Source organism: Streptomyces decoyicus (assembly GCF_019880305.1).
Lineage (GTDB): Bacteria > Actinomycetota > Actinomycetes > Streptomycetales > Streptomycetaceae > Streptomyces > Streptomyces decoyicus.
In genome coordinates this window covers 2,400,696-2,424,868 of the sequence record NZ_CP082301.1, presented here as the reverse complement: position 1 = coordinate 2,424,868, position 24,173 = coordinate 2,400,696, and the positions used below count along the sequence as shown (strand labels likewise).

The following is a 24,173-nucleotide window of genomic DNA, read 5'->3' as shown; positions in this document are numbered from 1 at the left end:
CACGTGGGGCACAAAGCAAAGCGCAGCGGAACGGCGGGAAAGCCGACCACGTGGGGCGCAAAGCAAAGCGCAGCGGACCGGCGGGAAAGCCGACTACGTGGGGCACAAAGCAAAGCGCAGCGGACCGGCGGGAAAGCCGACCACGTGGGGCGCAAAGCAAAGCGTGGGAAGGCTAGGCCACCGCAAGGCGCCGTGTCAGCCGATGCGGCAACGACCCGAACCACACGCTCGCCAGCGCGAAGCCGAAGCTCAGGCATACCACTCCGCCGAGTGCGTCCAGCCAGAAGTGGTTGGCGGTGGAGACGATGACCAGCAGGGTGAGGGCGGGGTAGAGCAGCCCGAGGACCTTGGCCCACAACGGCTTTGCCAGCAGGGCGATGGTGATGCCGCACCACAGCGACCAGCCGATGTGCATCGACGGCATCGCGGCGTACTGGTTGGACATCGAGGCGAGATTGCCGGACGCCATCGAGCCCCAGGTCCCGTGGGCGATCAGGGTGTCGACGAAGCCGCCGTCCGGCATCAGCCGCGGCGGGGCCAGGGGGTAGAAGTAATAGCCGATCAGGGCGATGGCGGTGGTGGCGAACAGGGCCATCCGCGCGGCGGCGTAGCGGCCCGGGTGCCAGCGGTAGAGCCAGACCAGCACGCCGATCGTCACGATGAAGTGCAGTGTCGCGTAGTAGTAGTTCATCGTCACGATCAGCCATGTCACGGAGTTCACCGCATGGTTGACGGTGTGCTCGACGGCGATGCCGAGCGAGTGCTCCGCCTGCCAGATCCAGTCGGCGTTCCGCAGGGCTTTGGCCTTCTGCTCGGGCACCGCGTTACGGATCACCGAGTAGGTCCAGTAGCTGACCGCGATCAGCAGGACTTCGAACCAGAGCCGGGGTGTGCGAGGAGCACGCAGACGGGCCAATCGCCTCTCGGGCGCCGGGTGGTCCGCGTGGTCCCCCCTGGGTGGCGGGGTGGTCGGCGGGCCGTCCAAAATCCTCGTATTCGCATCACCCATAGGCAGACAGTCTGCCAGAAAGGGGTGTGTCGCAGATCATTCTTCGGTCGGGTATTCGAGGCCTCGTATCGGCCTTGAGAGGGAGGAAGGACCCCCGTACTTCTGGGGGACACGGCCCTTAGGTGGCCCGCAGCGGCTTCGGGATCCTGGCCGGCTTCGGGGCCGAGGCGGTCGATCCGCGCACCACCAGCTCGGGGTGGAAGACGAACTCGCTGTGCGGGGCCGGGGTTCCGCCGATCTCCTCCAGCAGCGCACGCACCGCCGCCTGACCCATCGCCGTGACCGGCTGCCGGATCGTGGTCAACGGCGGGTCGGTGAAGGCGATGAGCGGGGAGTCGTCGAAGCCGACCACCGAGATCTCGCGCGGCACATCGAGCCCGCGCTGCCGGGCCGCGCGGATCGCGCCGAGCGCCATCATGTCGCTGGCGCAGACGATCGCCGTGGCGCCCCGCTCGATCAGTGCACCCGCCGCGGCCTGACCGCCCTCGAGTGTGTAGAGGGAGTGCTGGATGAAGGGCTCCGCCTCGGCGGGGCCGATCTGGAGCCGCTCCTGCATGGCGCGTACGAAGCCCTCGATCTTGCGCTGCACCGGCACGAAGCGCTTGGGGCCGAGCGCCAGCCCGATCCGCCGGTGGCCGAGCGCGCTGAGGTGGGTGACCGCCAGATCCACCGCGGCCCGGTCGTCGGGGGAGACGAAGGGTGCCTGCACCTTGCCGGAGAAGCCGTTGATGAGGACGAACGGCACGCCCTGGCCGCGCAGCTGCTCATAGCGCTGCATGTCGGCGGAGGTGTCGGCGTGCAGCCCGGAGACGAAAATGATGCCGGCCACCCCGCGGTCCACCAGCATCTCGGTCAGCTCGTCCTCCGTGGAGCCGCCCGGGGTCTGGGTCGCAAGGACGGGCGTGTAGCCCTGGCGGGTCAGCGCCTGCCCGATGACCTGGGCGAAGGCCGGGAAGATCGGGTTCTCCAGCTCCGGCGTGATCAGCCCGACGAGCCCCGCGCTGCGCTGTCGCAGCCGCACCGGGCGCTCGTAGCCCAGCACATCGAGGGCGGCAAGCACGGACTGGCGGGTGGTGGCGGAGACACCGGGCTTCCCGTTGAGAACCCGGCTGACGGTGGCCTCGCTGACACCCGCCTGCGCTGCGATATCGGCCAGCCGGGCGGTCATGGGTGGGACTGTACCGGTCTGCTGTCAGATTGCCCACCAGGTACAGCTGTCACCGGGGAGCCGGGCGGTGGCATCGTCGACGGTCACCGGGGCGCTGGACAACAGCGGCGTTCCGGGCGCGGGCAGCCCGACGTCGTGCCCCAGGGTGTTGACGGTGCACAGCAGGCCGGGGCGGGTGAAGGCGAGCACCCCGTCGGGCGCGGGAGCCCAGCTCATCGGGCCGTCGCCCAGCCCCGGCAGCCGGCGCCGTAGTTCCAGGGCGGTGCGGTAGAGCTCCAGGGTGGAGGCGGGGTCGCCGGTCTGGGCCGCGACGGTGAGGCCGCCCCAGTCGGCGGGCTGCGGCAGCCAGCTGCCGCCGGGCCCGAAGCCGTACGGGGGCAGCTCGCCGGACCAGGGGAGCGGTACCCGGCAGCCGTCGCGGAAGCCGTCCTGGCCGCCGGCCGTGGCGACACCGTCGGGGGCGGACTCGGTGTCCGTGCCGGGGCCGGCCGGGCCCGTCTCCCGGCCGCCGCGGAAGAACGCCGGGTCCTGACGGACCTCGTCGGGCAGGTCGGTGACCTCGGGCAGGCCCAGTTCCTCGCCCTGGTAGAGGTAGGCGGAGCCGGGCAGGGCCAGCATCAGGAGGGTGGCGGCGCGGGCGCGGGCGAGGCTGCCGCCGAGGCGGGTGGTGTGGCGTACGACGTCGTGGTTGGACAGCACCCAGGTGGTGGGGGCGCCGACCGAGGCGGTGGCGGCGAGCGAGGCGTCGATCACCGAGCGCAGCCCGTCGGCCTGCCAAGGGGCGTTCAGGAACTGGAAGTTGAAGGCCTGGTGGAGCTCGTCCGGGCGGACGTAGAGGGCGAGCCGCTCGGCGGTGGGCGCCCAGGCCTCGGCGACGCCGATCACCTGCTTGCCGCGGGCGTCGCCGTAGCCGTCCAGCAGCCGGCGCCAGGCGCGGTGGATGGCGTGCACCCCGTCCTGGTCGAAGAACGGCAGCACCTGGGCGCCGATCAGCTGGGCCTGGGCGCCGTGGCCGATGTCCGGCAGGCCGGGCGCCTTGATCATGCCGTGGGCGACATCGATCCGGAAGCCGTCCACCCCGAGGTCGAGCCAGAAGCGCATGATGGCCTCGAACTCGGTGTGCACCTCCGGGTTGTCCCAGTTCAGATCGGGCTGCTCGGGGGCGAAGAGGTGCAGATACCAGTCGCCCCGGTCGGTACGGGCCCAGGCCGGGCCGCCGAAGACCGACTCCCAGTCGTTGGGCGGGAGTTCGCCGCTCTCGCCCTTGCCGGGGCGGAAGATGTAGCGCTGCCGGGCGAGTGCGGGGTCCTGGAACCACGGGTGCCGGTCGGAGGTGTGGTTGGGGACGATGTCGACGATCACCCGCAGGCCCAGGTCATGGGCGGTGCGGATCAGGTCGTCGGCGTCCTGGAGGGTGCCGAAGAGCGGGTCGACGGCACGGTAGTCGGCGACGTCGTAGCCGCCGTCGGCCTGCGGTGAGGCATAGAACGGGGTGAGCCAGACGGCGTCCACCCCCAGGTCCTTGAGGTACGGCAGCCGCTCGCGGGCCCCGCGCAGATCGCCGATGCCGTCGCCGTCGCTGTCGGCGAAGGAGCGCACGTACACCTGGTAGATGACGGCGTCGCGCCACCACCCCGGACCTCGGCCCGTTCCGGGGGCCTGGGGGGCGGGGCTGGGGGAAGTGAGCTCCTGGGTCATCTGCCGTCCCTGTCGAGATCAAGAGGCGTCGGTGCCTTCACGGAATCAACGCTCGGACGGGCGCGGGGTGACGGTGACGAGGGCGTCCGGAGGGTCCCGTTCCAGCCATCTCGTTGCAATTCGTTCCCACAGTCTTGCAGAAAATTGCCGCAAGGTCTTTCGGTTTGTTTTCAGCGCTGTTACGTTCCTGACCGCCATCTGAGGCATTTCCCTAAGGAGTTCACATGCGGCGTGGCATACGGGGCGTAACGGCCACCGCGCTGGTAGCGGGCCTGGCACTGGCAGCGACGGCGTGCGGCGGAGGTGACAGCAGCGACGGCGCCGGCTCCGGGGGCGAACTGTCCGGAACCGTTACCTTCTGGGACACCTCCAACGACGCCGAGAAGGCGACGTACCGCAAGCTTGCCGAAGGTTTCCAGAAAGAGCACCCGAAGGTCCACGTCAAATATGTGAACGTGCCGTTCGGCGACGCCAACGCCAAGTTCAAGAACGCGGCCGGCGGCAACTCCGGAGCCCCCGACGTGATGCGTACCGAGGTCGCCTGGGTCGCCGACTTCGCCAACCTCGGCTACCTCGCACCCCTCGACGGCACCCCCGCCCTCGACAAGACGGACGACTACCTCCCGCAGGCCGTCGGCTCCACCAGATTCAAGGGCAAGACCTACGCCGCGCCGCAGGTCATCGACACCCTCGCCCTCTTCTACAACAAGAAGCTCCTCAAGGACGCCGGCGTCGAGGTGCCCAGGAACTTCGCCGAGCTGGCCACCGCCGCCAAGAAGATCAAGGCCAAGACCGGCGCCACCGCCCTCTATCTGCGCGGCGACGACCCCTACTGGTTCCTGCCCTACCTCTACGGCGAGGGCGGCAACATGGTCGACGCCCGCGACAAGGTCGTGGAGATCGACGACGGTGCCGGCGTCAAGGCGTTCAAGACCATCAAGAGCCTGGTCGACTCCAAGGCCGCGGTCACCGACGCCACCGACGGCCAGGAGAACCAGCTCAGGGCCCTCAAGGACGGCACGGTCGCGATGGCCGTCGACGGCCCCTGGGACATCGAGGGCGCCCGCGCCGGCAAGTCCTTCAAGGACAAGAAGAACCTCGGCGTCGCCCCCGTACCCGGCGGCAGCACCGCCCAGGGCTCCCCGCAGGGCGGCTGGAACCTCTCCGTCTACGCCGGCAGCAAGAACTTGCAGGCCTCCTATGCCTTCGTGAAGTACATGAGCTCGGCCAAGGTCCAGCAGCAGACCAACGAGAAGCTCAGCCTGCTGCCCACCCGCAAGTCCGTGTACGAGGTGCCGGCCGTCAAGAACAACGAGATGGTCAAGTTCTTCAAGCCCGCCGTCGACGGGGCCGTGCAGCGCCCCTGGATCGCCGAGGGCAACTCCCTCTTCGAGCCGATCAAGGTGCAGATGAACAAGGTGCTCACCGGCTCCGCCACGCCCGAGCAGGCCGCCAAGGCGACCGGCGACGCCTACCGGAAGCTGCTCAAGGACTACAAGTGACCTTTGCTGTACGGGTGCGCCGGGCGCTGGGCACCCACTGGTACGCATGGACGATGGTCGCCCCGGTGGTACTGGTCATCGGGGTGATCATCGGCTATCCGCTGGTGCGCGGCGTCTTCCTCTCCCTCACCGACGCCAATGAGGCGAACGTCGAGCGCAACATCGGCGTCAACCACCTCCCCGCCACCTACAAGTTCACCGGCCTGGACAACTACCGGGCCGTGCTCTCCGACAGCGTCTTCTGGGACCGCCTCGGCTGGACCGTCCTGTGGACCGTCGGCTGTGTCTCGCTGACCTTCCTCATCGGCCTCGCCCTGGCGAACATGCTCAACCGCACGCTGCGCGGCCGCACCTTCTACCGCCTAGCCCTGATCCTGCCGTGGGCCATCCCTGCCTTCATCTCGGTCTTCACCTGGCGGATGCTCTACAACGAGAAGAGCGGCATCCTCAACAAGCTGCTGGCCGGCGGCGGTATCGACGCGGTCCCGTGGCTCAACGACCCGACCTGGGCCAAGCTCTCGGTCATCGCCGTCAACGTCTGGCTGGGTGTGCCCTTCATGCTGGTCGCGCTGCTCGGCGGCCTTCAGTCCATACCCGGCGAGCTGTACGAGGCCGCCGAGATGGACGGCGCGGGGCCCTGGCAGCGGTTCCGCAACATCACCGTGCCCGGACTGCGCGCGGTCAGCAGCACGGTGATCCTGCTCTCCACCATCTGGACCTTCAACATGTTCCCGGTGATCTTCCTGCTGACCCGGGGCGGCCCCGGCGACGCCACCGAGATCCTGGTGACCTACGCCTACCGGCTCTCCTTCATCGACAGCCCCCGCAACTTCTCCGAGTCCGCGGCGTGGGGCGTACTGATCCTGGTCCTGCTCTCGGTCGTCGCGGTCGTCTACCGCCGGGCGCTGCGCAAGCAGGGAGAGGTGTGGTGACCATGACCCCCACGAGCACGAACCCCACTAGCACGACCCGCATAACGGGAACAGCGGAGACGAGCACGACGGGCACGAGCACGTCCCGTACGAGCACGCCCCGTAAACGCAACGAGCGGTCCCGCCCGGCGTCCCTGGGCCTGCACGCGGCCCTCGCCGTCGCCGCGGTCGTCGCCGTCTTCCCGCCCCTGTGGCTGCTGGTGACGTCCTTCAAACCCAAGAACGACGCCTTCTCCACCAGCATCGTCACCCACTTCACCCTCGCCAACTACACCCATGTCCTGGCCGACACCGAGTTCCTGACCTGGTTCAAGAACTCCGTGATCGTCGTCGGACTGACCACCGTCCTCGGTGTGTTCATCGCCGCCACCACCGGCTACGCCGTCAGCCGCTTCCGCTTCCCCGGTATGCGCCCGCTGATGTGGCTGCTGCTGATCACCCAGATGTTCCCGGTCGCGGTGCTGATCGTGCCGCTGTACAACCTGCTGGCGAGCCTCGGCCTGCTCAACCAGCCCGCGGGCCTGGTCATCACGTATCTGACCATCGCCGTCCCGTTCTGCGCCTGGATGATGAAGGGCTACTTCGACACCATCCCGGTGGAGATCGACGAATCGGGGCGGGTCGACGGCCTCAACCCCTTCGGCACCTTCTGGCGGCTGGTCCTGCCGCTCGCCAGACCGGGGCTGGCCGTCACCGGCTTCTACACCTTCGTCACCGCCTGGGCCGAGGTCGCCTACGCCTCCGCCTTCATGACCGGCGAGGAGAACCTGACGCTCGCGGGCGGCCTGCAGACCTTCGTCAACCAGTACACCAACGACTGGGGTTCGATGACCGCCGCCGCCGTGATCATCGCCGTGCCGGCCGCGCTCGTCTTCGCCTTCGCCCAGCGACACCTCGTAGCCGGACTGACCGCCGGCACCACCAAGGGTTGAGATGACTTCACAGCACCACAGCACTCCTGCCACCGACTGGTGGCGCGACGCGGTGATCTACCAGGTCTATCCGCGCAGCTTCGCCGACGGCAACGGCGACGGCATGGGGGACCTGGCAGGCATCCGCAGCCGGCTGCCGTACCTGCGCGACCTGGGCGTGGACGCCGTCTGGCTCAGCCCCTTCTACGCCTCGCCGCAGGCCGACGCCGGGTACGACGTCGCCGACTACCGGACCATCGACCCGATGTTCGGCACCCTGGACGACGCCGAGGCCGTCATCCGCGAGGCGCACCGGCTGGACCTGCGGATCATCGTCGACCTCGTCCCCAACCACTGCTCCGATCAGCACGAATGGTTCCGCCGCGCACTCGCCGAGGGCCCGGGTTCGGTACTGCGCGAGCGCTTCCACTTCCGCAAGGGCCGGGGCCAGAACGGTGAGGAGCCGCCCAACGACTGGGAGTCCCTCTTCGGCGGCCCCGCCTGGACCCGGGTCCCCGACGGCGAGTGGTACCTCCACCTCTTCGCCCCCGAACAGCCCGACTTCAACTGGGACCACCCCGCCGTCCAGGACGAGTTCCGCTCGATCCTGCGCTTCTGGCTGGACCTGGGCGTCGACGGCTTCCGGGTCGATGTGGCCCACGGTCTGGTCAAGGCGCCCGGCCTGCCCGACATGGGCCGGGGCGAGCAGCTGAAACTGCTCGGCAACCAGATCCTGCCGTTCTTCGACCAGGACGGCGTCCACGACATCTACCGCTCCTGGCGCACCGTCCTGGACGAGTACGACGGGGACCGGATCGCGGTCGCCGAGGCCTGGACCCCCAGCGCCGACCGCACCGCCCTCTACCTGCGCCCCGACGAACTCCACCAGGCCTTCAACTTCCATTACCTGAGCACGGGGTGGGACGCGGCCGCCCTCCGCGAGGCGGTCGACTCCTCCCTCGACGCCATGCGCCCGGTGTCGGCGCCCACCACCTGGGTGCTGTCCAACCACGACGTCGTACGCCACCGCACCCGCCTCGGCGGCGGCCCGGACCGCGCCCGCGCCGCCACCCTCCTGATGCTGGCGCTGCCCGGCTCGGCCTACGTCTACCAGGGCGAGGAGCTGGGCCTGCCCGAGGTCACCGACCTGCCCGACGAGGTCCGCCAGGACCCCTCCTTCTTCCGGGACGCCGGCCAGGAGGGCCTGCGCGACGGCTGCCGGGTCCCGCTCCCGTGGAGCGGCGACGCACCCCCGTACGGCTTCGGCGACGGCGGCAGCTGGCTGCCCCAGCCCGACGACTGGGCACCGCTCACCGTCGAGGCCCAGACCGGCGACCCCGCCTCCACCCTGGAGCTCTACCGCACCGCGCTGTCCCTGCGGCGCACCCACCCCGGCCTCGGCGCGGGCGACGCGGTCGAGTGGCTGGACGCACCCGACGGCGTCCTGGCCTTCCGCCGCCCCGGCGGCCTGGTCTGCACGGTCAACACGACCGAGGCCCCGGCCCGCCTGCCCACTCCCGGCCGGCTGCTGCTCGCCTCCCGCCAACTGGACACCTGCGCGGGGGACTTCACCCTTCCCGCCGATACCGCCGTCTGGTGGGAGGAGTGACCCTGACCGATCCCGGCGGTACCCCGGCCACCCCCCGGCTGTCCGACATCGCCGCCCAGGCGCTGGTCAGCGAGGCGACCGTCAGCCGGGTCCTGAACGGCAAGGCGGGCGTGGCGGCGAGCACCCGGCAGCGGGTGCTCGCCGCGCTCGACGTCCTCGGCTACGAGCGCCCGGTACGGCTGCGGCGGCGCAGCGCCGGGCTGGTCGGCCTGGTCATCCCCGAGCTGACCAACCCGATCTTCCCCGCCTTCGCCCAGATCATCGAGCAGTCACTGGCGGGCCACGGTTACACCCCCGTGCTCTGCACCCAGATGCCGGGCGGCGCCACCGAGGACGAACTCGTCGAACAGCTGGAGGAGCGCGGCGTCACCGGCATCGTCTTCCTCTCCGGCCTGCACGCCGACACCCGCGCCGACCCGTCCCGCTACGCCCGCCTGGCTTCGCGCGGCGTCCCCTTCGTCCTCATCAACGGCTACAACCCGCAGATCGACGCGCCGTTCGTCTCACCCGACGACGGCGCGGCGGCCCGGATGGCGGTGCGCCACCTGGCCGAGCTGGGGCACGAACGGATCGGGCTCGCCGTGGGCCCGGCCCGCTATGTGCCCTCCCGCCGCAAGGCCGAGGGCTTCGCGGCGGCGCTGGGGGAGTCGTTCGGCCTGTCGAGGGGGCAGGCCGAACGGCGCACCCGGCACACGCTGTTCAGCGTGGAAGGCGGCCATGCCGCAGCCGCCACACTGCTCGACGACGGCTGCACCGGCATCGTCTGCGGCAGCGACCTGATGGCACTCGGCGTCGTCCGCGCGGCCCGCCAGCGCGGCCTGGACGTCCCGGGTGACCTCTCGGTCGTCGGCTTCGACGACTCCCAGCTGATCGCCTTCACCGACCCGCCGCTGACCACGGTGCGGCAACCGGTGCAGGCGATGGCGACGGCGGCGGTGGGGGCGCTCATCGAGGAGATCCACGAACGCGCCCAGGGCCGGCAGACTCCGCCGCAGCGCACGGAGTTCGTCTTCCAGCCGGAGTTGGTGGTGCGGGGGTCCACGGGGTCGGTGCGACAGTGAGAGCGGGCCCCTCCGTCAGCGTCCGCCGATCCGCTGGTCGACCTGGTAGATGGCCTCCCACGGCACCTGCTGCCAGGGGCTTTCGCCGTTCGTGGGATCCAGCAGGCCTCGCACCGCGCTGACAGCGTCCTCCTGCGAGCCGGACCATTCGCCGCCCGCCGTGCGCATCCACAGCTCCCGCCCGGCCACGAAGTCCTCGGCGAACTGCTGCCAGGACCGGTAGGTGTGAGCCACGGGCGCCACCGCGCTGCCCGGCAACTGCCACGCACCGGGTTCGTCGGCGTACCCGGCGGCGAACCCCGCGCGGACGACCGAGACGTAGCGGCCGACGTCCCACGCGACCGGCGGACGCCCGAGCGCCGGGGTCATCTGGGTCCGGTGGCCCTCGGTTGCCAGCCATTGCAGTCGTCGGCCGGGACCGGTCGGCAAGGTGCTGGTCCGAGTCGGACCGGACCTCTGGAGGCCGGATTCCGAGGGGTTTCGTGGTGATAGGCGGCCGGTGCCCGGATCGCGGGACTACAGTCCTCGGTGACCGGCCGGTTACGGGCGGTGGGCTCGGGGTGAAGGGGCGTGGAGTGATCGAGCTGGCCAGTGTGATCAGGGATCTGCGGGAGGAGTTGGAGCAGGCCGTCGTCGCGGCGGAAGGTGCGGCGCTGCGCTTCGAGTTGGGGACGATCGAGCTGGAAGTGTCGGTCGCTCTGGAGCGAACCGGGCACGCCGGGGCGAAGGTACGGTTCTGGGTGGTGGAGTCCGGTGCGGACGCGACGGTGGGAGCCACCGCGACCCAGCGCATCACCCTGGCCCTGCAACCGACCCTCACACGGTCGGGCAACCGGGCCTACGTCTCCGGAATCACCGGCGATAACGAGCAATGAACCCCGTGGGCAGCAGGGCGGCCGAGCCGGACGGGCTCGACGCGGGGCGAGTGGTCCAGGTCCTCACCACACGGCGGGCGGGCCCGGGGCGGCGCGGGTCGGGCTACCAGGTGAGTGGGCACACGGTGCTCACCGCCGCGCATGTGGTGAGTGAGGCGGTCTCGGTACGGCTGCGCTTCTTCACCGAGGACGGTGGCACGACGGAGTTGCCCGCCGAGCCGGTCTGGGCGGACGAGGCGATGGATATCGCGGTGCTGGAGATCGCGTGGGACGCGAGCGCGGGCGACGCGAGCGCGGGCGGACCGGGCGGTGCCGGGGTCCCGCCGGTGCGGTTCGCCGCGATCACGCAGCCCGTGGAGTGCGAAGCGCTGGGTTTTCCGAGGTTCCGGCTGCGTCCCGATACGGCGTCGACGGACCGTGACGATCCCCCGTGGTACCGGGATTCTCACCACGCACGCGGCACGACCACACCGTTGTCGTACCTGCGCGCGGGCAGCCTGGAGATCTCCGTGGAGCCTCCCGAGTACGACCCCGAGCCGGGCCGTTCCCCTTGGGAGGGGATGTCGGGGGCGGCGGTGTGGAGCGGCGGGTATGTGATCGGGGTGGTCAGCGAGCATCACCGCTTCGACGGGCTCGGCAGGTTCGCGGCGAGCCAGGTGAAGCGCTGGTACCGCCTCGCTCCGGACCGGATCGGCGCACTCAGCGATCTGATCGGCCTGCCGGCCGATGCCGGCCGACTCACGCGGCTCCCGCTGCTGTCGCCTCCGCGGCCACCGGAAACGCCGGAGCCTGACGACGCGCCGGAGGTGCAGGAGTCGGCCGGGAAACTCGCCCGGGATGTGTACGAGCAATGGCGTCGCGAGGGGCAGTGGCAGCAGGTGGGGGACCCGTTCCCGCTCGCCGTGCGCTTCGGGTGCACCGGGCGCAATGTGTTCGATCACTGGGCCAATATCCGCCGGGCTCCGTTCGGGACGGTCTCAAAGCCGCTCCCGCTGGACGGCCCTCTCGACCGGATCGTGGAGGTGTACGAGTCCGTTCCGTCCCGTCGGCTGGTGGTGCTGGGGGAGGCCGGGTCGGGCAAGACGGTCCTGACGCTGCGTTTCGTCCTCGACCGGCTGCGGGCCCGCGCCGCCGGCGACCGGGTGCCGGTGATCTTCGGACTGGGGTCATGGGATCCGGTCACCACCTCACTGGACGACTGGCTGTGCAGCCAATTGGTGCGCGACTACCCCTTCCTGGAAGCTCCCGCCGGGCACGGAGGGAACCTGGCCGGCCTCCTGCTCGACGAGGACCAGATCCTTCCTGTTCTCGACGGTTTCGACGAGATCGCAAGCGGCCTGCACGGTGCGGCGCTCCGCGCGCTCAACCGCACCACCATGCCGCTGCTGCTCACCAGCCGCCCCGCGGAGTACAGCCGGGCGGTGGAGGACAACGGTGTGCTCACCGGAGCCGCCGTCATCGAGCTGGCGGATCTCACCGTGGACGACTACGCCGAATACCTGCACCGGGGCAGCCGGCCGGTCAGAGACGGCGGCGAGGACACTACCGCGTGGGAACCGGTCCTGGCCCGGCTGCGCAACGAGCCGGACGGTCCGGGCGCGGCGAACGTCGCCGAGGTGCTCGCGACCCCGCTGATGGTCGCCCTGGCCCGCACTGTCTACAGAGGCACTCCCGGGCACCGGCCCTCAGATCTTCTGGACGTCAAGAAGTTCCCCTCCCCGGAAGCCCTCCAGGACCATCTCCTGGCCGCCTTCATCCCGGCCGTCTACGACCCCACGCCGACCGGCCGCGGCACCAGCCGTCGCCGTCGCCGGCACCCCGAACGCGTCCAGCGCTGGCTCGGCTACCTCGCCGCGCACCTGCACGAGCTCGACACCCGCGACCTCGCCTGGTGGGAACTGGGCACCACCATGCGCCTTTCGTCGCGCATGCTCGTGGTCGGGTTCCTGGCCGCACTGGCCTTCGGGGTGACGGCCGGGATCGGGAACGTGCCCGTGGACCTGGTCGCGACCGAGCACGGGCTCGGGTTCGCGCTCGGTCGGGGGCTCATCGTCGGGCTCCTGCACGGGCTCCTCGCCGGGCTGGTCTTCGGGTTCGTGTACGGCTTCGTGTCCGGGGGCGCGCCACGTGAGCCCTCGCGCGTACGCATACAGCTCTTCGGCGGGACCAGGCAGACCCGTGCCAGGTTCGTCCCCAGGTCCCTGCTGGGGCTCGGCTTCGGGGTCCTGGTCGCGCTTGCGCTGGTGCTCGTGGACAGGTGCGTGGTCGCGCCGCTGGGGTTCGACGACGGACTCGACGGCGGGCTCGTGGGCGCCATCCTGTTCCCGCTCGAACTCGGGCTCGGGGCCGGGCTCGTGCTCGGGATCATGGCCTGGCTGGAAGCTCCCGTCGAGATCAGATCTGCGGTCAGCGCCTCGGAATTGTTGAGCACGAACCGCAAGAACGTGGTCTTCCACATGCTCGTGTGGATGCTCGTGATCGGGCTCCCGGCCGGGCTCGGCTTCGGGCTCGTGCCCGGCCCGGTGGGCGGGCTCATGCCCGGGCCGGTCCGCGGGCTCCTGGCCGGGCTCGTGTTCGGGATCGAGGCGGCGTTCGGGGCCGGGCTCGGATACGGGCTGAGTTTCACCGCATGGGGCCAGTGGGTGGCCCTGGCGCGTATGTGGTTGCCGCTGACAGGCCGGCTGCCCTGGGCAGTGATCGCATTCCTGGACGACGCTCACCGGCGAGGTGTGTTGCGCCAGGCCGGCGCGGTCTACCAATTCCGCCACGCTCGGCTCCAAGACCACCTGACCCAGGTTTCCCAGCCGCACCACGCCTCTCGCCGATCGGGTTCGGCGGGCAGGGCGGAACCGGAACATACCGGGAACCGTCCGGGACCGGGAGGGCGTCTTGATTCCGGTAACACCCGCCAGTCGCGTACCGATGGGGCACACGGCGGAACAACTCACGGGGGTACCACATGGCTGCCAGGCGCAGGATGGGAAGGCCAAGGGTGAGGATCGCCCTTGGGGTGGTGACGGCATTAGGGACTGCCGTCGGAATCGTGGGAGTTTCCGGAGCCGGAACCGCGGCCGCACAACCGGCTTCTCGCACACTGAAATACACCTGCAAAGTCCCGGTGATCAAAAACCAGCCTCTCACGGTGAAGATCGACACGGATATCCCGGAGTCGGTCGCGGTCCGCGAAGCCAGCCGGAAATTCGCCATCGGTGCGCGGACGACAGTGGACGCGGGCCTCACGGCAAAGGTCCGCATGATCGGTGTGAAGACCGTCGAGGGCACGGTGGCCGCGGAGATCGGCGTCTCCGCGCCACAAGGTGACAGGCGCATCAGGGTTCCCCTCGGCATCACCAAGACCCGCATCCCGGCATCCGGTTCCTTTACCGTCGCGGCGACCGGCGCCGCGCCCGCTCTCACTTTCAGCCGTCCGGGCACTGCGCGGATCACCGCCGGCGACATCGCCCTGCACGTCGTCGGAAAGAAGGCGGGCGGCGGCGTTCTGGGCGCGGCCGACGTGCGGTGCAGGCTGAACGCCGGGCAGAAGAAAGTCGTGGGGTCGTTCGAGATCACGGGGCCGGGGAAGGCCGCCGACTCGACCACGTCCGGCACCTCGGCCACGTCCGGAACCTCTGGCACGTCCGGCAGTTCGACCACGTCCGGAACCTCTGGCACGTCCGGCACTTCGGGCGCGAACGCCAAGGGCACGACGGCCTCGGGCGCCACGCCCGAGCGGACCTCCTTCGCGACCCACGGTGGGGCGACGGATAACACCGCGACCACCGGCCAGGACACCAGTGACCTGGTTCTGCCGATCGTCGGCACCCTTGTCGCGGGCGCCGTCGCCTTCTGCCTCGGCGCGTGGCGGAAGAGCCGGCGCCGCGCCGCCGACGGCAGCTGAGGAGACCCCATTGCAGGATCCCGGCATCGGGATCCTGCCTGCTCCCCGCTTGCCCCCTTTTTCTGCCTGCCCCCGCGGACGCACGCCGAGGCCCCTGGCCCGCCGTCACCCGCGCGCGAGGTCCCTGGTTGGACGCCCCCCGCGCCGTCTTCGCCCGCAGCGGCGGGGGTTGGCCCCTCACCTGCCAGGCGTATGCCGAGGAATCACCTGCCAGGCGTATGCCGAGGAACTGCCTGCGAGGGGAGCCGTCAGCCGACGCCGGTCCGACCGTCCGGGCGCGTGGACCCGCAGGGCGGGCCTCCGGTCGGCCGGACCGGCTGCCAGGGAACGTAACACCCTTGCAATGTCTTGCGTAAGGTCTTGCAACAACCGATTCCGGCAGCTAGAACCGTCAGCAACACCGGCGTCGTCGCCCCCACCGACGCCGTTCAACGGCCTTCCGGGCACGGCGCGTTGCCGAGCAAGGTCACTCCACCCCCTCAGGAGGAACCATGCTCCACCGGATCAAAAACGCCGCGCGCAGACCCGCGGCTGCCGCCCTCGCCCTCGTGGCGGGTGCGGCGGCCTTCGTGATGCCGCAACAGCCCCAGCAGGCCCAGGCGGCACCCCCCGGCGCCAAGGACGTCACCGCGGTCCTCTTCGAGTGGCGCTACGAGTCGGTCGCCGCGGAGTGCCGCACGACCCTGGGGCCCGCCGGATACGGCTACGTCCAGGTGTCGCCACCCCAGGAGCACGTCCAGGGCGGGCAGTGGTGGACCTCGTACCAACCGGTCAGCTACAAGATCGCCGGGCGGCTCGGCGACCGTACGGCCTTTGCGGACATGGTCGCCGCCTGTCACGGCGCGGGGGTGAAGGTCGTCGCCGACGCCGTCATCAACCACATGACGTCCGGATCCGGCACGGGTACGGGCGGCTCCTCGTACACCAAGTACGACTACCCGGGCACCTACTCGGTCTTCGACTTCGACGACTGCACGGCCCAGGTCGGCAACTACGCCGACCGCTGGAACGTGCAGCACTGCGAACTCGTCGGCCTGGCCGACCTCGACACGGGCGAGCCGTACGTCCGTGGCCGGATCGCCGCCTACCTCAACGATCTGCTGTCCCTGGGCGTCGACGGCTTCCGCATCGACGCCGCCAAGCACATTCCGGCCGACGACCTCGCCGACATCAAGAGCCGGCTGAGCGATCCGCAGGCCTACTGGAAGCAGGAAGCCATTTACGGCGCGGGCGAGGCCGTCTCCCCTGACGAGTACCAGGGCACCGGTGACGTCCAGGAATTCCGCTATGCCCGTGACCTCAAGCGGGTGTTCAAGGACGAGAACCTCGCCTATCTGAAGAACTACGGCGAGGGCGGGGGCTATCTGCCGACCGCCGAGGCCGCCGTCTTCGTCGACAACCACGACACCGAGCGCGGCGGCGACACCCTCACCTACAAGGACGGCGCCGGCTACACCCTCGCCCACGTCTTCATGCTGGCCTGGCCCTACGGCTCACCGGATGTCCACTCCGGCTACGAATTCACCGACCGCGACGCCGGGCCGCCCAACGGGGGGAAGGTGAACGCCTGCTGGCAGGAGGGCTGGAAGTGCCAGCACAAGTGGCCCGAGACCGCGAGCATGGTCGCCTTCCGCAACGCCGTGCGCGGCGGAGCCGTCACCCACTGGTGGGACAACGGCGCCGACGCCATCGCCTTCGGCCGCGGCAGCAACGGCTTCGTGGTGATCAACCATGAGACCACCGCGCTCAGCCGCACCTTCCAGACCTCGCTGCCGGCCGGCGGCTACTGCGACGTGCAGAGCGGCCGGCCGGTGACGGTGGACGGCTCGGGCCGCTTCACCGCGACGCTGGGCCCGGACACCGCACTGGCCCTGCACACGGGGGCGCGCACGGGCTGCGCCTGAGCCGGTCCCGGCCGGACGCCACCCCGGCCGCCTCGCGACATCCGGGGCGTGCCCGTCTGCACGCCTCGTACCCCCCCTCACCCTCCCCACCACTCGTACGACCTCCGAAGGAGCCTCTTCGTGAACGGCCCCCTCCGCAACGGCCCACTCCGCCGTACCGTCGCCGCCGTGGCCATGGTCCTGTGCGCCGCCGCACTTCCCGCCGCAACCTCCGCGACCGCCGCCCCGGCGCCCACCCCGGCCGACGCCCGCGCCCAGTGGATCGACCGGGACACCGTCATCTGGAAGGGCGCCGAACGCACCGCCGCCCAGCTGGAGTTCGGGACGCACGGCAAGCGCATCCGGCTCACGCCCGGCACCCTGAGCCCGTCCGAACGCCTCGCCCATCCGCATCTGACGGGCTACCCGGCCTTCACCGTCGACCCCCGCGACCGCGGCCTGGCCCGCACCGCGCTGCGCGACAAGCTCCTCGCCACCCAGCGCAGGGCCGACGGGCAGCGCGCCCTCACCGGCGTCCAGATACCCGGCGTCCTGGACGACCTCTACGGCGCCCGCGCCCGGCACGCCGCACTCGGCCCTGTCTTCCACCACGGCCGCCCCACTCTCTCCGTCTGGGCGCCCACCGCCCGCACCGTCGCCCTCGAACTCGACGGCCGTACGGTCCCGATGCGACGCGAGGACGCCACCGGTATCTGGCGCGTCCAGGGCACCCGTGACTGGGCCGGAAAGCCGTACCGCTACCTGGTCACCGTCTGGGTGCCCACCGTCGGCAAGACCGTCACCAACAAGGTCACCGACCCCTACTCCACCGCCCTGACCGCGGGCTCGGCACGCAGCCTGGTCACCGACCTCGACGACCCGGAGCTCGCTCCGGCCGGCTGGTCACAGCTGACGAAGCCCGCCGCGGTGCCGCTGCGCCGCGCGCGCATCCAGGAGTTGCAGATCCGCGACTTCTCCGTCGAGGACCGCACCTCCCGCCACCCGGGGCAGTACCTCGCCCTCACCGACCGGCGCTCGGACGGAATGCGGCACCTGGCCTCCCTCGCCCGGTCCGGTACCTCGTACGTCCATCTGCTGCCCGCCTTCGACTTCGCCACCACGCCCGAACGACGCGCCGACCAGGAACGTCCCGGCTGCGACCTGGCCTCGTACGCCCCCGACTCCGACAGCCAGCAGGACTGTGTCGGCAAGTCGGCCGCCCACGACGCCTACAACTGGGGCTACGACCCGCTCCACTACACGGTCCCGGAAGGGGCCTACGCCTCCGACCCCGAGGGCCCGGCCCGCACCGTCGAGTTCCGCCGCATGGTCCAGGGCCTCAACGGTGCCGGACTGCGCACCGTCATGGACGTCGTCTACAACCACACCGCCGCGAGCGGCCAGGACCCGCACTCCGTCCTGGACCGCATCGTCCCCGGCTACTACCAGCGCCTCCTCGACGACGGCAGCGTCGCCACCTCCACCTGCTGCTCGGGCACCGCACCCGAACACACGATGATGGGCAAGCTCGTCGTCGACTCCGTCGTCACCTGGGCCAAGGAGTACAAGGTCGACGGCTTCCGCTTCGACCTCATGGGCCACCACCCCAAGGCCAACATCCTCGCCGTCCGCAAGGCGTTGGACGCGCTGACCCCGCGGAAGGACGGCGTGGACGGGAAATCCATCGTCCTCTACGGCGAGGGCTGGGACTTCGGCGAGGCCGCGAACGATGCCCGCTTCGTCCAGGCCACCCAGAAGAACATGGCCGGGACCGGCATCGCGACCTTCAGCGACCGGGCCCGTGACGCGGTACGCGGCGGCAGCCCCTTCGACGGCGACCCCGGCATCCAGGGCTTCGCCTCGGGCCTGTACACCGACCCCAACTCCTCCACCGGAAACGGGAGCCGCGCCGAACAGCGCGCCCGGCTCCTCCACTACCAGGACCTCATCAAGGTCGGCCTCACCGGCAACCTCGCCGACTACACCTTCACCGACACCACCGGCCGCCGCGTCAAGGGCTCCCAGCTCGACTACAACGGCGCCCCGGCCGGCTACGCCGCCGCTCCCGGTGACGCCCTCGCCTACGCCGACGCCCACGACAACGAGACGCTCTACGACGCCCTCGCCTACAAACTCCCCCAGCGCACCGGCGCCGCCGACCGCTCCCGCATGCAGGTGCTCGCCCTCGCCACCGCCGCCCTCTCGCAGGGCCCGGCACTCTCCCAGGCCGGCTCCGACCTCCTCCGGTCCAAGTCCCTGGACCGCAACTCCTTCGACAGCGGCGACTGGTTCAACGCCCTCCACTGGAACTGCGCCGACGGCAACGGCTTCGGCCGCGGACTGCCCCCGGCCGCCGACAACAAGGACAAGTGGCCCTACGCCAAGCCCCTGCTGGCCGACCCCGCCCTCCGCCCCGGCTGCGCCGCGATCAGCGACACCTCCGCCGCCTACCGCGATCTGCTCCGCATCCACGCCACCGAACCGGCCTTCGGCCTGGCCACCGCGGCCGCGGTACAAAAGGCGCTCTCGTTCCCCCTGTCGGGGAAGGCCGAGACACCGGGCGTGCTCACCATGCGCCTCGGGAACCTCGTGGTCGTCCTCAACGCCACCCCGCACCGCCAGGACCAGACCGTCCGCGACCTCGCGGGCGAGCGCTACGCCCTGCACCCCGTCCAGGCGCACGGCGCCGACCGGACCACTGCCACCGCGTCCTACGCACGGCCGTCGGGCACCTTCAGCGTCCCGGCCCGGACTGTCGCGGTCTACCGTCGAGGCTGAGCGGGGGCGGGGGACGGCACCCGTCACGGGGGTCCGCTGCACGCCCCTCGCCGCCAAGGGCTTCCACGGGGAGAAGCAGCTCGCCAAGGCCAAGAACACCGCTTGGCCGCACGCCCAGCAGATCACCGCCGGCCGCTACTCGGCCAACCAGCAGCGTGACGATCTGCTCGTGACCTGGGACGACGGCCGCGTCACGCTCCACCCCGACCTGGGCACCAACGGCGTGGCGGACAAGACGCAGAAGCTGCTCGCCAAAACGAGCACCTGCACGCACGCCAGCCAGGTCAGTGCCGGGGAGTGCACCGGCAAGAAGACCATGGACGCTGCCGGCACGCGCTGCTCCGGACCGGCGCAGCGCGTACCGGCAGCCGCACGGGCTTCCACCGCGACACCTTCGCCCCGCTCGCCGTTCTCGATCGTGACGACGGCGACCCGGGACGAGCGACTCATCCGTTCGGCGAGTCCGACGTCAGAGGGCCAGCCGCTTTTCGAGGAGGGTGACGGCGTACGGATTGCCGCCGTCGCCCTTCTTGGCACGCTGCTCACCGACGAAGGTGTAACCGGCACCCTCGTAGTACGTCCGCAGCCGCGGATTGGAGGAGACGCAGTCCAGCCGGGACCACGTCCGCCCTGCCGCGGTTATCCGCCGCTCGGCGTGCGTCAGCATCGCCCGCCCGGCCCCGGCCGGCGCCCCTTCGCGGTCCACCATCAACCGGTGTACATAGCCCGCCTCCGGCGGCTGCGGCCCCCACGCGGGCTCGTCCCGCCACCACAGTTCGAAGGCACCCACTGTCCGCCCGCCGGCCTCCGCGAACCACACTTCGCCCTCTTTGACCCGCAGCCGGAAGTGCTCCTCGTCCTTTCCGCCGGGCTTCCACTGGTCGATGCCGTTCTCCTGCATCCAACGGGCTGCGCTGTCGTACAGCGCAACCAGGGCCGGCAGATCGTCGCCCTCGGAGGCGAGCCGGAAGGTGATCTCGTTCATGGGGCGATTCTGTCTTCTTCCGACGTTTTTGGCTTTGCCGACCGTGGTTGTTGCTCACCGTTTGTCGCCCGCTGCGCGGTGCGCCCGCCGTTGCGCCTGCGCGGGCGGGGTCCGATGCGCGGGGCTGTGGGTGCGGTGACGGACCTCCGGGGCCGGTGTGTGGGACTGCTTCGCTTTACGCTCCGCTGCGCTCCGCCTTTGCTCTTTCTTGAAGCCTTCGGAAGCAAAGCCCCACACCCCGGCCCCTCCGGCCCGTCCCCTCCCGTGAGTGGATGAGTGAAGGTGAGGGGGGCGGGCGAGCGTCTCGGCCGCTGGTTTTCGTGCGCGACACAAGGTGCACCGGACCACCAACCGGCACCCCGACCAAGGTTTTTCCACCCCCAACGGGAGGGGACGGGCCGGAGGGGCAGGGTGTCCGGACGTAAAGCGAAGCAGTCCGGACACCCTGCCCCGGAGGTCCGTCACCGCACCCCGACAGCCCCGCGCAGCGGCAACGCCCGCCGCAGGCGCAACGGCGGGCGCACCGCGCAGCGGGCGACAAACGGCGAGAAACCCCCACGGCGGGAAAGCCAAAAACGTGGGAAAAACTAAGCGAAGCGGCCCACGCGAGAAGCCAGATCCGCGAACATCCCGTCCCTCGGGTCGTCGGCCAGGATCTGGCGGACGACCTGGGCCATCCGCTCGTCGTACGCGGCGCTCACCGTCGCCAGCGCCGCGAAGTCGTGCACCAGCTGCCGCTCCAGCTCCTTACGCGGGATCGGCCGCCCGTCCAGCCACAGCAGCGCGGTGGTCTCGGCCAGCGAGATCCAGGAGCGGACCACCAACTCCAGCCGGGGGGCGGGGTCGGGGATGCCGAGATGGGCGAGGATCTGCACGTAGGCGGCCTGCCGGACGCCGTCGATCATGGCGCTGGTGCGGGTCGAACCGATCGCCGGGCCGCCGCGCATCAGCGCCGAGAAGCCGGGGCCGTGTTCCTCGACGAAGTCGAAGAAGCGTTCCATGACCCGCAACAGCCGGGCGCCGAGCGGGCCTTCGTGCGGCTCCACGAACCGGGCCGTGAGCTCCTCGGCGGCCCGCCGCAGCGCGGCCTCGTACAGCTGCTGCTTGCCGGGGAAGTAGTGGTAGACCAGCGGGCGGGAAATGCCGGCCGCCTCGGCGACCTCGTCGATCGACACGTCCTCGGGGGAACGGTGGCTGAAGAGGTCGAGTGCGACGGCGATCAGCTGCTCACGCCGCTCCTCGACGCCCATCCTGCGGCGTGTCCCGGTGGTCATGCGAACCAGCCTAACGACCCGGGGCGCTCCATGGAATCGCAGGTGAAATCACAGATCGAGCACGAGTTGGCCGGGCCTCTACGGACGGACGAGGACGCGCACGAGGCCGCTCACGAGGCCGCGCACGAGGCCGCGCACGAGGCCGCGCACGAGGACGCTCACGAGGCCGCGTTCGGCGGGCAGGGAGCGGCGGTTACCGGGATGCAGGGTCAGCCCAGCCCCTTGATCCCCTTGCCGTTCGCCAGTTGTCCCTTCAGCTCCGCGCGGTCGCCCGCCTTCGCCGGGAGGGACAGCAGGCGGCCGGGGGTCTGGCCGTGCACGCCGCCGGTTGCGGTGATCGAGGTGACCTGGCTGCTGCCCGCCGCCAGCAGCCACCACTGGCCGGTGGTGGCCTTCCACAGCACCCCGGCCAGGGCGCGCGGCGCCCGGGGGCCGCAGGCCGTACCGCCCTCGGTGCGCGCCGCCACCGTGCCGGCCGCATACGGCCGGCCGTCCGGTGCCGGTGTCTGGATCTGTGCCATCGTCCGGCTGCCCGCACCGCGCCAGGTCTCGGCGCGGGTGCACAGCCAGGCCGCGTCGCCCGCGCCCCCGGGCAGCGGCTGGTGGGCGAACTCCCAGGCGTTCACGGCGCGGACGCCCAGCCCGCGCGCCGCGGGCAGCTGGCAGGCCGTGCGCGCCCAGGCCGTCCTGGCCCGCGGTGCGGCCACCTCGCCCGGCTTGCGTGGGGGGCCGTACGTCAGCCGGGCCGGGGTCAGTTCACCGAGATCGGTGAGCAGATGGCCGCCCATCCGCAGGGCCGGCCAGGTCGTGCACTTCTCCGCGGGCTGCGGAGTGGGCACCGCAGTGGTCATCCCGCTCGCCCCGATCGTCACCGGCCGGTCCGCCGCGTCCGGCTTGACCAGATCGGTCAGCCGCGCCGACTTCACCCAGGGGGCGGTCAGATACCGGATGTTGCCCTGTGTACGGCTCACGACCAGCGCGCTCGCCGAAGCGGCCGCCGCGCCGTCCGTGCGCGCGAAGTCCAGCGCCGCGCCCGTGCCGTCGCTCTGCCCCTCGCCGTCCGCCGCCTCCGCGTAGCGGATCACCCGCAGCCCGTCGTGGAGGAGCACCACCACGACATGGTCCACCACGCCGGCGAACAGCAGCTGGGCCGGGCCGGACGCCGGGCCGGCCGGGGTGCCGGGCGTCGCCGAGACCTGTACGCCGGCCCCGGGCCTGGCCCACACGGCCAGCGCCCGCCGCAGCAGCGCCTTGTCGTGGATCCGGTCGCCGCGGGCGGGCCAGGCGGAGAAGTCCTGCCGTGCGGCGTCCTTCCAGGCGGTCGCGGAGGTCACCGCGAGCTTTCCGGGGTCCAGGGCCGCCTCGGCCGCCGCGTTCTGCGCGTACGGCGGGGCGGCGGCGCCGTCCGGGCCCCAGCCTTCGCCCGGCAGCCCCAGCAGCGCCCCGCACACCAGCACCGCCACACCGGCCGTCAGCACCGCCCGGCCGTGCTGCCGCCGCCGGATCAGATCCGTCGGCCGGGCCTGGAGGGCGCACGGGTCGAACTCCGGCGACTCCAGCAGCGACCGGTCCCGGCTGCCGGCCGGTGTCGCGGCCCGCTCCGCCTCCTCCAGCGCCTCACGGGGATGCGCCACCCCGGCGGCTTCCAGCACCCGGCGGGTCTCGGGCGCGCTCAGCCGCTCCAGATCGCGCAGCACGAACGCCGCCCGGCCCGGCCCGGACAGCGCCGACAACGCCTGGTCCAGCGCCAGTTCGTCGGCGCCCCCGGAACGCGGGAAGAGCCGTAGCCCCCAGACCTGGGGGAGCGGGGGCGGCGGCACCGGCAGCCACCGGCGCGAGCGTCCCGCGGCCAGGGCGGCGCGCAGGACCCGCAGCCGTACGAAGGCATAGCCGGGGTCGATCGCCGCGTCCGTGCCGGCGCGCTGGGCGGGCAGTCCGAGGCCGCGGGTGGAGCTGCGCTGCCGCGGCAGGGTCCGCTGCACCACTCCGTGGGCGGCAAGCACCCGCCGGCTGCGGCCCTGGCCCGCCGGCAGGACGAGATAGGCCAGCCGGACCAGCCGGGGGTAGTGCTCGACCAGCGCCGCCTCGGCCTGCTCGACGTCGATGACGTCACCGATGTCCTCGAGGCTGCCGGGTGAGGTGCGGTCCGGACGCTGGGGTGTCGCTTGCTGCTGCTTCACGTTCGGTGAAACGAGTGATTCCTGTGATGGTCACCGGCCCTGACGGGCGCCCTGACGGGTGACCCGCACACGGCTGCGGCCACCGCGGTGCGCCGACCGCGGTGGCCGCCAGGGGGTGTCTCCCACGGAGACCGGGGAGGACGCGCCTCAGATCTGCCGGTCCGGCCGGCTCAGCGCTGTAGGTCGAACTCGCCGTCCCGCGCGCCGAGTACGAACGCCCGCCACTCCGCCTCGGTGTAGCGCAGTACCACATCGGGGTCCGTGGAGTTGCGCATGGCCACCGCGCCCCGCTCCAGGAAGGCGATCTCCACGGCCTCCTCGGCGTCGCCGGGGGCGCGCTGCCAGGTGGCGTCGGAGATGTCGAGGGCGTAGAGCCACTCCTTCTCAGCTGCGGCACTCATACCGTGATC

At 71.1% G+C, this 24,173-nt stretch carries 17 protein-coding genes and 1 pseudogene; 10 read left to right on the top strand and 8 right to left on the bottom strand.

What is annotated here, in order from left to right; translation table 11 throughout:
* Nucleotides 1-172: 172 nt before the first annotated feature.
* The 3 genes from K7C20_RS10610 to K7C20_RS10600 all read right to left on the bottom strand — a co-directional run bounded on the left by K7C20_RS10610 (nt 173) and on the right by K7C20_RS10600 (nt 3,875).
* Nucleotides 173-916, bottom strand: coding sequence for a phosphatase PAP2 family protein (locus tag K7C20_RS10610; RefSeq protein ID WP_030080215.1), 744 nt, complete (start codon nt 914-916; stop codon nt 173-175).
* 211 nt (nt 917-1,127) lie between these two features.
* Complete coding sequence (locus tag K7C20_RS10605) at nt 1,128-2,177, bottom strand: LacI family DNA-binding transcriptional regulator (RefSeq protein WP_030080217.1); 1,050 nt, start codon at nt 2,175-2,177, stop codon at nt 1,128-1,130.
* Between the two features lie 24 nt (nt 2,178-2,201).
* A complete protein-coding gene (locus K7C20_RS10600; RefSeq protein ID WP_053208848.1) occupies nt 2,202-3,875 on the bottom strand; it encodes a glycoside hydrolase family 13 protein in 1,674 nt (557 codons plus the stop codon).
* 224 nt (nt 3,876-4,099) lie between these two features.
* On the opposite strand from K7C20_RS10600, the gene K7C20_RS10595 reads away from it, so the two are divergent.
* The 5 genes from K7C20_RS10595 to K7C20_RS10575 are packed head-to-tail and all read left to right on the top strand — an operon-like array spanning nt 4,100 to nt 9,890.
* On the top strand, nt 4,100-5,377 hold the full coding sequence (locus K7C20_RS10595) for an extracellular solute-binding protein (protein WP_030080221.1): 1,278 nt from the start codon (nt 4,100-4,102) through the stop codon (nt 5,375-5,377).
* A gap of 53 nt (nt 5,378-5,430) precedes the next feature.
* On the top strand, nt 5,431-6,309 hold the full coding sequence (locus tag K7C20_RS10590; RefSeq protein WP_380916056.1) for a carbohydrate ABC transporter permease: 879 nt from the start codon (nt 5,431-5,433) through the stop codon (nt 6,307-6,309).
* A gap of 2 nt (nt 6,310-6,311) precedes the next feature.
* Complete coding sequence (locus K7C20_RS10585; protein ID WP_245171009.1) at nt 6,312-7,241, top strand: sugar ABC transporter permease; 930 nt, start codon at nt 6,312-6,314, stop codon at nt 7,239-7,241.
* A gap of 1 nt (nt 7,242) precedes the next feature.
* Entirely contained in the window at nt 7,243-8,829 is a 1,587-nt protein-coding gene (locus K7C20_RS10580; protein WP_053208847.1) for a glycoside hydrolase family 13 protein, read from the top strand.
* Complete coding sequence (locus K7C20_RS10575; RefSeq protein ID WP_409351344.1) at nt 8,814-9,890, top strand: LacI family DNA-binding transcriptional regulator; 1,077 nt, start codon at nt 8,814-8,816, stop codon at nt 9,888-9,890. Before K7C20_RS10580 ends, K7C20_RS10575 begins: the two co-directional genes overlap by 16 nt.
* Nucleotides 9,891-9,905: 15 nt before the next feature.
* On the opposite strand, the gene K7C20_RS10570 is transcribed toward K7C20_RS10575, so the two are convergent.
* Nucleotides 9,906-10,259 carry a DUF1266 domain-containing protein gene (locus K7C20_RS10570; protein ID WP_048829293.1) on the bottom strand — a complete coding sequence of 118 codons (354 nt, stop codon included), beginning with the start codon at nt 10,257-10,259 and terminating at the stop codon, nt 9,906-9,908.
* A gap of 206 nt (nt 10,260-10,465) precedes the next feature.
* On the opposite strand from K7C20_RS10570, the gene K7C20_RS10565 reads away from it, so the two are divergent.
* The 5 genes and pseudogenes from K7C20_RS10565 to pulA all read left to right on the top strand — a co-directional run bounded on the left by K7C20_RS10565 (nt 10,466) and on the right by pulA (nt 19,324).
* Nucleotides 10,466-10,765, top strand: coding sequence for a trypco2 family protein (locus K7C20_RS10565; RefSeq protein WP_030080235.1), 300 nt, complete (start codon nt 10,466-10,468; stop codon nt 10,763-10,765).
* Nucleotides 10,766-10,770: 5 nt separating this feature from the next.
* A complete protein-coding gene (locus K7C20_RS10560) occupies nt 10,771-13,761 on the top strand; it encodes an NACHT domain-containing protein (protein ID WP_048829294.1) in 2,991 nt (996 codons plus the stop codon).
* Nucleotides 13,725-14,663: a DUF6801 domain-containing protein gene (locus K7C20_RS10555; RefSeq protein ID WP_342452557.1), complete on the top strand. Its 939-nt coding sequence runs from the start codon at nt 13,725-13,727 to the stop codon at nt 14,661-14,663. Before K7C20_RS10560 ends, K7C20_RS10555 begins: the two co-directional genes overlap by 37 nt.
* A gap of 491 nt (nt 14,664-15,154) precedes the next feature.
* Nucleotides 15,155-16,555 (top strand): annotated as a pseudogene (locus tag K7C20_RS10550) (alpha-amylase); the annotation flags it as partial.
* A 132-nt stretch (nt 16,556-16,687) separates the two neighbouring features.
* Nucleotides 16,688-19,324, top strand: a complete 2,637-nt coding sequence (gene pulA / locus K7C20_RS10545) for a pullulanase-type alpha-1,6-glucosidase (RefSeq protein WP_245171008.1) — start codon at nt 16,688-16,690, stop codon at nt 19,322-19,324.
* Nucleotides 19,325-19,793: 469 nt separating this feature from the next.
* Here the strand turns inward: pulA and K7C20_RS10540 are convergent, their stop codons facing one another.
* From K7C20_RS10540 to K7C20_RS10525, 4 genes are all read right to left on the bottom strand, one after another.
* Nucleotides 19,794-20,309 (bottom strand): GNAT family N-acetyltransferase, encoded by a 516-nt coding sequence (locus tag K7C20_RS10540; RefSeq protein ID WP_030083625.1) that lies wholly within the window; start codon nt 20,307-20,309, stop codon nt 19,794-19,796.
* Between the two features lie 587 nt (nt 20,310-20,896).
* Nucleotides 20,897-21,583 carry a TetR/AcrR family transcriptional regulator gene (locus tag K7C20_RS10535; protein ID WP_053208843.1) on the bottom strand — a complete coding sequence of 229 codons (687 nt, stop codon included), beginning with the start codon at nt 21,581-21,583 and terminating at the stop codon, nt 20,897-20,899.
* 209 nt (nt 21,584-21,792) lie between these two features.
* Nucleotides 21,793-23,763, bottom strand: a complete 1,971-nt coding sequence (locus K7C20_RS10530; protein ID WP_053208842.1) for a hypothetical protein — start codon at nt 23,761-23,763, stop codon at nt 21,793-21,795.
* A gap of 170 nt (nt 23,764-23,933) precedes the next feature.
* On the bottom strand, nt 23,934-24,164 hold the full coding sequence (locus tag K7C20_RS10525) for a DUF397 domain-containing protein (RefSeq protein ID WP_030083635.1): 231 nt from the start codon (nt 24,162-24,164) through the stop codon (nt 23,934-23,936).
* Nucleotides 24,165-24,173: the final 9 nt, after the last annotated feature.